The 6795-nt window shown below is 67.1% G+C and carries 6 protein-coding genes and 3 pseudogenes; 8 read left to right on the top strand and 1 reads right to left on the bottom strand.

Features of this window, described 5'->3' with window-relative positions; all coding sequences use genetic code 11:
- Positions 1-259 precede the first annotated feature (259 nt).
- The 6 genes and pseudogenes from ACFYX0_RS35095 to ACFYX0_RS35070 all read left to right on the top strand — a co-directional run bounded on the left by ACFYX0_RS35095 (position 260) and on the right by ACFYX0_RS35070 (position 4382).
- Positions 260-412 carry a hypothetical protein gene (locus tag ACFYX0_RS35095; RefSeq protein ID WP_388976636.1) on the top strand — a complete coding sequence of 51 codons (153 nt, stop codon included), beginning with the start codon at positions 260-262 and terminating at the stop codon, positions 410-412.
- A pseudogene (locus ACFYX0_RS35090) lies at positions 409-936 on the top strand (ATP-binding protein); the annotation flags it as partial. The gene ACFYX0_RS35095 and the pseudogene ACFYX0_RS35090, both read left to right, overlap by 4 nt.
- Before the next feature lie 425 nt (positions 937-1361).
- Positions 1362-1679 (top strand): annotated as a pseudogene (locus ACFYX0_RS35085) (ArsR/SmtB family transcription factor); the annotation flags it as partial.
- Between the two features lie 510 nt (positions 1680-2189).
- Complete coding sequence (locus ACFYX0_RS35080; protein ID WP_388976633.1) at positions 2190-2591, top strand: hypothetical protein; 402 nt, start codon at positions 2190-2192, stop codon at positions 2589-2591.
- 268 nt (positions 2592-2859) lie between these two features.
- Entirely contained in the window at positions 2860-3345 is a 486-nt protein-coding gene (locus ACFYX0_RS35075; protein WP_388976630.1) for a hypothetical protein, read from the top strand.
- Complete coding sequence (locus tag ACFYX0_RS35070) at positions 3342-4382, top strand: PP2C family protein-serine/threonine phosphatase (RefSeq protein WP_388976627.1); 1041 nt, start codon at positions 3342-3344, stop codon at positions 4380-4382. The genes ACFYX0_RS35075 and ACFYX0_RS35070 overlap by 4 nt, the downstream gene beginning before the upstream one ends.
- 449 nt (positions 4383-4831) lie before the next feature.
- On the opposite strand, the gene ACFYX0_RS35065 is transcribed toward ACFYX0_RS35070, so the two are convergent.
- Positions 4832-5230, bottom strand: coding sequence for a hypothetical protein (locus tag ACFYX0_RS35065; RefSeq protein WP_388976624.1), 399 nt, complete (start codon positions 5228-5230; stop codon positions 4832-4834).
- Between the two features lie 596 nt (positions 5231-5826).
- Here ACFYX0_RS35065 and ACFYX0_RS35060 point away from each other — a divergent pair.
- A pseudogene (locus ACFYX0_RS35060) lies at positions 5827-6151 on the top strand (ornithine decarboxylase); the annotation flags it as partial.
- A complete protein-coding gene (locus ACFYX0_RS35055; RefSeq protein WP_388976622.1) occupies positions 6150-6386 on the top strand; it encodes a hypothetical protein in 237 nt (78 codons plus the stop codon). The pseudogene ACFYX0_RS35060 and the gene ACFYX0_RS35055, both read left to right, overlap by 2 nt.
- Positions 6387-6795: the final 409 nt, after the last annotated feature.

The following is a 6795-nucleotide window of genomic DNA, read 5'->3' as shown; positions in this document are numbered from 1 at the left end:
CCGTCCGCTGCCTGCCCCTACCCCTCCGCGATCACGCCCCGCACACGAAGAAGCCCCTGCTCATCGAACAGGGACTCCCTTTGCCACAACGCACTCAGACTGGGACAAGGCCATCGCGCGCTCCTCCGGTCGAACTGCCCGTTCACCAGAGAGACTTGCGCGATGGCCTGCCCTTGTTCAGGGAGCACGCACCGTCAGCGGATGCACGCCCCGGGCAGACACCCGCGCGTTCCGGGACCACGCCCGGCTACACCACTTCATGGGACGCGATCGGACCGGACCGCTGCAGGCCCTGCTGAACCGGTCCGCAGCCGCAAGTGTCGAGGTCGGCCGCCGTCCGCTGTCGGTCTACGACGAGCTGACCTGCACCCGACCCTTCACCTCACCTACCCCGACCGAGGACGCCCGTTGAGCGAGCTGACCAGCACCCGCATCCGCACCACCGCCGTCAAGCTCGGCCTGCCGCATCTGGCCGAGGCCCTGAACCAGTACATCCAGCGGGCCGACGAGGCGAAGATGGGCTACCTCGACCTGCTCGACCTGGTGCTGTCCGAGGAACTCGCGGTCCGCGACGACCGGCGCTTCCGCAACGGTCTGCGGCTGTCGAAGCTGCCGCATCACAAGACACTGGAGGACTACGACTTCTCCTTCCAGCCCGAACTCGACCCGCGCAAGGTCAAGCACCTGGCCACCCTCTCCTTCGTCGCGAACAAGGCCAACGTCGCCCTGCTGGGGCCGCCCGGGGTCGGCAAGACACACATCGCCGTCGCCCTCGCGGTCGCGGCCTGCCGGGCCGACTACTCGATCTACGTCACCAGCCTCGACGACATGGCCCGCCACCTCAAGGCCGCCGAGGACCAAGGCCGGCTGATCAGCAAGCTCACCAGCTACCTCCGCCCCAGCGTCCTCGTGATCGACGAGGTGGGCTGTGCGCCACGAGGCGCTGATGGATCTCGCGGGATGAGAGGCCCACCGCCGGTCCTCGCAGGGACCGGTTGAAGCTGGAGGCAGGCCGAACCCCGGGTTGGGGGTGAGGCCGGAGCAGCCTCGACAACGTAGGGGCAGACCGGCACCACCAGACGGTTCGTGCCCGCAAGCGAAGACGGAATGGGTGCAAGGAAACTGAACCAGTGATTGACGTCCCGTGAGTCGTCAGCGGCCTGCCGAACCTGGTGGATGGGCCGCTTTGCAGTGCTGGAGAGTGCTCTATCCGATGGCCTCTCCTCTTCCGGCGTCTTTAGCCTATGGGCGTCGAAAGGCCCGGACCAATACTGCGATCTGCGGTCCGTGGCGATGCTGCCGGGGTATAGCTGGGCACCGAAGCCGTCACAGAGATCCTCAGTGAACGTGGGAAGCGGCAGCCGGTGGTGCAGTACCCCGTGGCCGAGCCGACCCCATCGGAACCGATACCACTGGAAACGGTCAGCCTACGGCTGGAGGCCTTCTCCCACCCGGTACGGTTGCGACTGCTGCGCACTCTGGCCCGCGGCCCGCACACCACCAGCGAGCTGGCCCATGCCTGGGAGCTGTCACGCCCAGAGGTCTCCCGCCACCTCGCCGTCCTGCGCCGCGCAGACCTCCTCACGGCCGAACGCCACGGCCGCTACGTCCGCTACACCCTCAACCTGCACGCCCTGACCACGTTGGGCACGGACCTGCTGGCGGCGGTACTGCGCTGAGACGCCGTCCGCTCACCGTTCGACAGACCTGACCAGTCGAACAGGGTTCCTGACGCGGTCCGCTAAGTCGTCGACGACGACGCCAAATGGGTCAACCTGCGCTGCTGCTTCCCGCCGTATCGGCGGCTGCACGGGTTCACCCGCCGTCGGCAGGTGACGGGCTTGCTCACCGAACTCCGCGACCGGCTGCACGGAAAGAAGGGTGCGCCAGTGGCTCTGCTCGACTCGTCGGCCAGGTAATGGACCTCGCCAGGCTGCCTGATGATGCCAGACACTGCGGAGAAATTCCGCGACGGGCCTCGCAGGCCGTGCCAGTGTGAGTGCGTGGCAAAGATCGAGATGGCAGCTGTGTTTGCGGCCGGTCGCGGGGGTGGAAGTGGGAGTCTCTATGCGTATCGGGTGCGGGGGCTCGGCCGCAGCGGGGTAGTTCTGTGGATCGGTGGCAGGGATGACGAACCCGATCGGGTGCTGGCGTTGCCAGACGCCGATCACTGTCAGGTGCCGATGTTCATGACTGTTCGGCAGGCGCGGGTGTATGTGAGACGGCGGGGGCGGAGACTGGCCGCTTCCGAGACCGACACCTTGGAACTCGTCCGTGTCCAGCATTGGCTGGAGGCCCCGGAGCGCCGACGCGTCCCCCCGGGTGCGCTGCTGGATGCGTGGAACTTCTTCGAAGATCTGGCCCGAGGACTCGGTGAGGTCCACCGGCTGCCCCGGCAGAGCGCGGTGCACAACAGCGCCTACGAGAAGCTGTTCGGAGGCGAGTGCTCGGCATGGACTCCCGAGGAGCAACACGCGGTACTGGAACTGATCACGGCCGGGGTGGAGCTGTGGAACTCCTGCCCAGTGCTCATCAAGCCCTGTTCGAGTATTGCCTTGGACAGTGGGCGGGGAGTTCCCCGAGGCTGTTGAGGGCGAGGGGGCGAAGGGCGGCGAACTCGCCCTCGATCCGGTTCAGCCAGGAGCCACGGGTCGGCAGGAAGACCAGCGCGGCCTGATGGTCGGCCGCCCGGGTGCGGACCTTGTCATGCTTGGCGCTTGCGAACCGGGGCACCACGGCCGGACCGACCCGAACGGTATGGCCCTGGCAGACCATCTATGAGCGGTTCACCCGTTCGGAAGCGGACGGCTGGGTGCCGACCACATCGACCTCCACCAGCTCCACCGCGTCGACCCCGAGGTGCCCATCGAGGAGGTCTGGGACGCCGTGGCCGAGACCGTCACCGTCGGCAAGGCGCGTCGCATCGGCCCGTCCGAGATGAGCGCGGACCACGGAGGCCGCCCTGACCGCCCCCGTCGGCGCCCGATACTGACCGCCGACGCCGACCAGCATCCCATGACCACGAGGGCGCGGCAGCCTGCCACGCCCTTGTGGTGTGTCTTGCTTCGGAATGCAGCGAGACCACCGGTCATTGTCGGCCGGTGTGCGGCCCGCACCGCTGTATGGGGGACTGGGGCCGACCAAGGGCCGTGGCATCCCGACCGGCGACTCAGGAAACGAGGCACGCCCCGGCCCTGTCTCTCGTCGGCCCGCTTCAGCGGCGCGTCCAAATTCCGCTTCACCCGGTATGTGCTTATATGCTCTCTTTCGTGCTCCGGACTGGATGGATGTGGCCTCGTCGTCCTTTTCGTGGACGGTGGAGTCCTGCCCTGCTGTCACCGGTGATCTTGACCGCGGTCATCACGGGCCTGGCGTTCTCCACTCCGAGAAAGATCGCTTTCAGTCGCCTCCTGACTGCGGCACCCGCCCTCGCGGCGTCCGTCTGGCCCGTGCTGCCCACCGTCGTACTGGGAGCGGTCTGCGTTGCGATCATGATCGGGTTGAGCCTTGTCTACCCCGACCTGGGCACTTGGTTCACCGTGGGTGCCATTGCCACGGTCACTGTGGCCGCCGCGTACGCGTCTCGTGTCCGTATCCAGAGGGAACAGGCGTACGTCCAGCTCCGCCTGGTTGCGGAAGCGGCACAGAAGGTCCTCTTGCGCCCCCTGCCTCGTCGGGTCGGTTGCATCGAGATCGAGTCGATGTACGTCGCAGCCGCCGCGCAGGCCCGCATCGGCGGGGACTTCTACGAAGCCGTCTCCACCCCGTACGGTGTGCGACTGATCATCGGCGATGTGCGGGGCAAAGGCCTGCCCGCCGTAGGCGCGGCTGCGGCGGTGGTCAACTGTTTCCGGGAGGCCGCATACGACGAACCGACCCTGGAGGGCATCGTCCACCGCCTGGACGTCAGCAGCACCCGCCACAGCTGCACACTCCCCACCGGGGAACTGCTGGAGCAGTTCACCACCGTGGCGCTCGCCGAGTTCCCGCACCAGGGAGGCCGCATCAAGCTCCTCAACTGCGGACATCCTCCCCCACTGCTCCTGCGCCACGGCAAACTCCACGTCCTGAACCCCACCGCCGCCTCGCCGATGCTCAACCTTGCGGCACTCATCGGCACCGACTACATCACCGACACGATCATCTGTTGTTCCGGTGACCAGCTGCTCTTCTACACCGACGGCGTCATCGAGAGCCGCAACAGCAGAGGCGAGTTCTTTCCCTTGCAGGACTGGATGCGTCGCCAGACCTCAGCTGACCCCAGGGAACTGCTCGACACCCTTCATCGGGATCTCCTCCAGCACAGCGGTGGCGGACTCGACGACGACGTCGCGGCCCTCGCGCTGCGCCTTCATGACAACCCGACGGAGGGGATGGCCTGAGATACCGGTACGGAGATCGGGCCGAGCGCAGGCGCCGATCTCGATCAGGGAGTCCAGCCGCACCCGGCCGGCGCCGTCGATCTAGCCGCAACCGCCACCACGGCCAGCACGACGATGCCGCCACGTTCCAGGGCAAGGTCACGAACACCAGTACGAAGCCCCAGTGCAGCAAGGTCTGGTGGGAGACCTCGTTCGCGTCGCCCACCAGGCGAGCCTCCTGGCAGTCCCACACCGAGTCCCCGGTTCGGGTGTCTGAGCCTGGGGTGACATCACTGCACAGGGACATCGATGGGCCCTACGTCGAGGTGCTGTACGCGGATGCTCGGATGCTCCTCATCAGGCCAGCAGTGCGGACACCGCGGGCGGGCGGGGAATGGTGCCGGCTTCACCGGAACGGCCGTGTCGTTCCGGTGAAGCCGGTCGATCAGCGTGCGGTGCTCTTGCGTCGGTCAGCGGACCACGCGGACGGTCACTGGCATGGAAGTGCGATCCGTCTTCGCGTGCTGGTGGCGCTTGTCGGTCGAATACAGAACGGACCGGAACTGCAGCTCACCCGTGTGCGTGGTCTTGATGTTTGCGCGTGCATTGCCGTTGAAGCTCCGTGCGACGGCCTGCCAGTGGCCCCAGTGGCCGGGTTTGCCGGACCGCTCCTGTATGACGAGCACGGTGTACGGCTCAGCGTCGTCATCGCCCTGGCCATGCACCTTCACCACGTGACCGGCATGCGCGGTGTGGGGGGTGGCCTGAATCGAGATGTCGCTCTTCGCGAACGCCGGGGATGCCGCCAGCGCTGCTGCGGTCACGCCCAGCGCGCCGACCGCCACGAGCCGCTTCATACCAAGCTTCATGCTCGGGTCTCCTTGGATCTCTTTGCTCCCTTTGCACCAACTAGGATTCAAAGCTAACTAATTGATGCACTTTCACCGAAGAAGAGAGGCTGGCGCGCCAAGAAGTTGACCCCCGATTGTCACTACCTCGTAACTGGTGTCGGATGCCCACCGCGCTGCCTCACCGTGCGCTCACCGAGATGGGCTGTTTGACAGTCAACCCAGTTGTCCCAGGTCAGAGGCACTGCCTCCGCCTGGCTTCGTCGCCGAAGGACAACTCATCTCGAAACGACACAGCAGGCCGGGCTCCGGTGGACCGTGTGGTCCTCGGTCGCGGCGAACAAGCCGACGCAACGCTGACCAGCCCCAAAGGTAACAGGCCGGTCCAGATCGCACGTGCCACGAGCACCCGCTCCGTCTCGATCAGCTTCGCTTGTGCAGACCACGCTGGCACTCGGGCACCCACAGCGCGCGCCGGACGCGACCCAGCGAGTGACGTGACGCATGAGCCATTCCATCGGGCGCGCTGTCGAAGAGGTACGCACACAGCCGTCATCCGTCACTCGTCCGGACGACCCACCGGACATGTCGACCACCGTTTCGGGAACGGGTCACCCATGGGTCTGAACCACGGTGAGGCACCCGTCCTCGACGTGCTCGCTCGCAATCACGAGCCGACGAGCTGGGCTTCACGCCACCCGGGCACAAGCAGGCCCGTGGTGCGGAGCCGCGCGCCCGGGCCGTACTTTGGGACGCCGTGTTCTTCGGCGACGTCCTGGCCAACAGCGGCCTCGACGACCTGCTCGCCCGCGCCCGTGCACTGGGACGGGCCGAGGAGAGGAGCTGATGGCCGACGCGGTGCAAGCCGACCACACGTTCTTCTCGACGTGCGGCAGTTCTCTGTCGGTGAAGGCCACCATGCTGACGGTGACCTGCCCCCATGGAGCAGGTCACGCTGCCTGGCGACGCCTATTGCACCCGGCATGCAAAGGCCCCCGCCGACCGGGCTCCCGGCAGGATCGCCGCCGAGATGATCACTCCCTACCCGCCCGGCATGCCCGTCGTCCTGCTCTGCGAACGCCTGACCGAGCCCGTACTGGAGTGCCTGACCACGGGACTCGCGGAGCGCGGCCGAGGCAACGAAGCCGCGTATCGGGGCTACGCGTCACTTGCTTAAGCAGGAACCCGTCGCCCTTCCCAGCCGACGGTGCTTGGTGCCTCTGGGGTGCTCGGGCGAATGGCTCCGCGCCTGCCCCTCCGGTTCCGCCAGCGCCTCCTCACGAGGTCCGGTGATGTGCGCCGGCACGTGTGCTTCCAGGGGTTGCTCTGCCTGGCCTCGGCGGTCGGCTCGATGACCAGCCCTCATGTCGCCAGGTTCCTCGCCCCTCTGCCCCCGTATCACTTTCCACGCCAGGAGGCACGACGAGACCGGCGGGGCGGCATGCCCTGAGTGCAACCGCGTCGCTACGGCCCGACCTGGCCGAACGCGAGATGCTGCTCCACCGGGAACCGGCGGGGTGGCGGCCCCTGCCCCGCAGGTCGCGCGGGCAGGGGCCGTCCGGGCGGTTGCCAGAACCGCTTGATCA

The organism is Streptomyces sp. NPDC002573 (assembly GCF_042889625.1).
GTDB classification, from domain to species: Bacteria; Actinomycetota; Actinomycetes; order Streptomycetales; family Streptomycetaceae; genus Streptomyces; species Streptomyces gibsoniae.
This window is presented reverse-complemented; position numbering and strand designations above follow the sequence as displayed.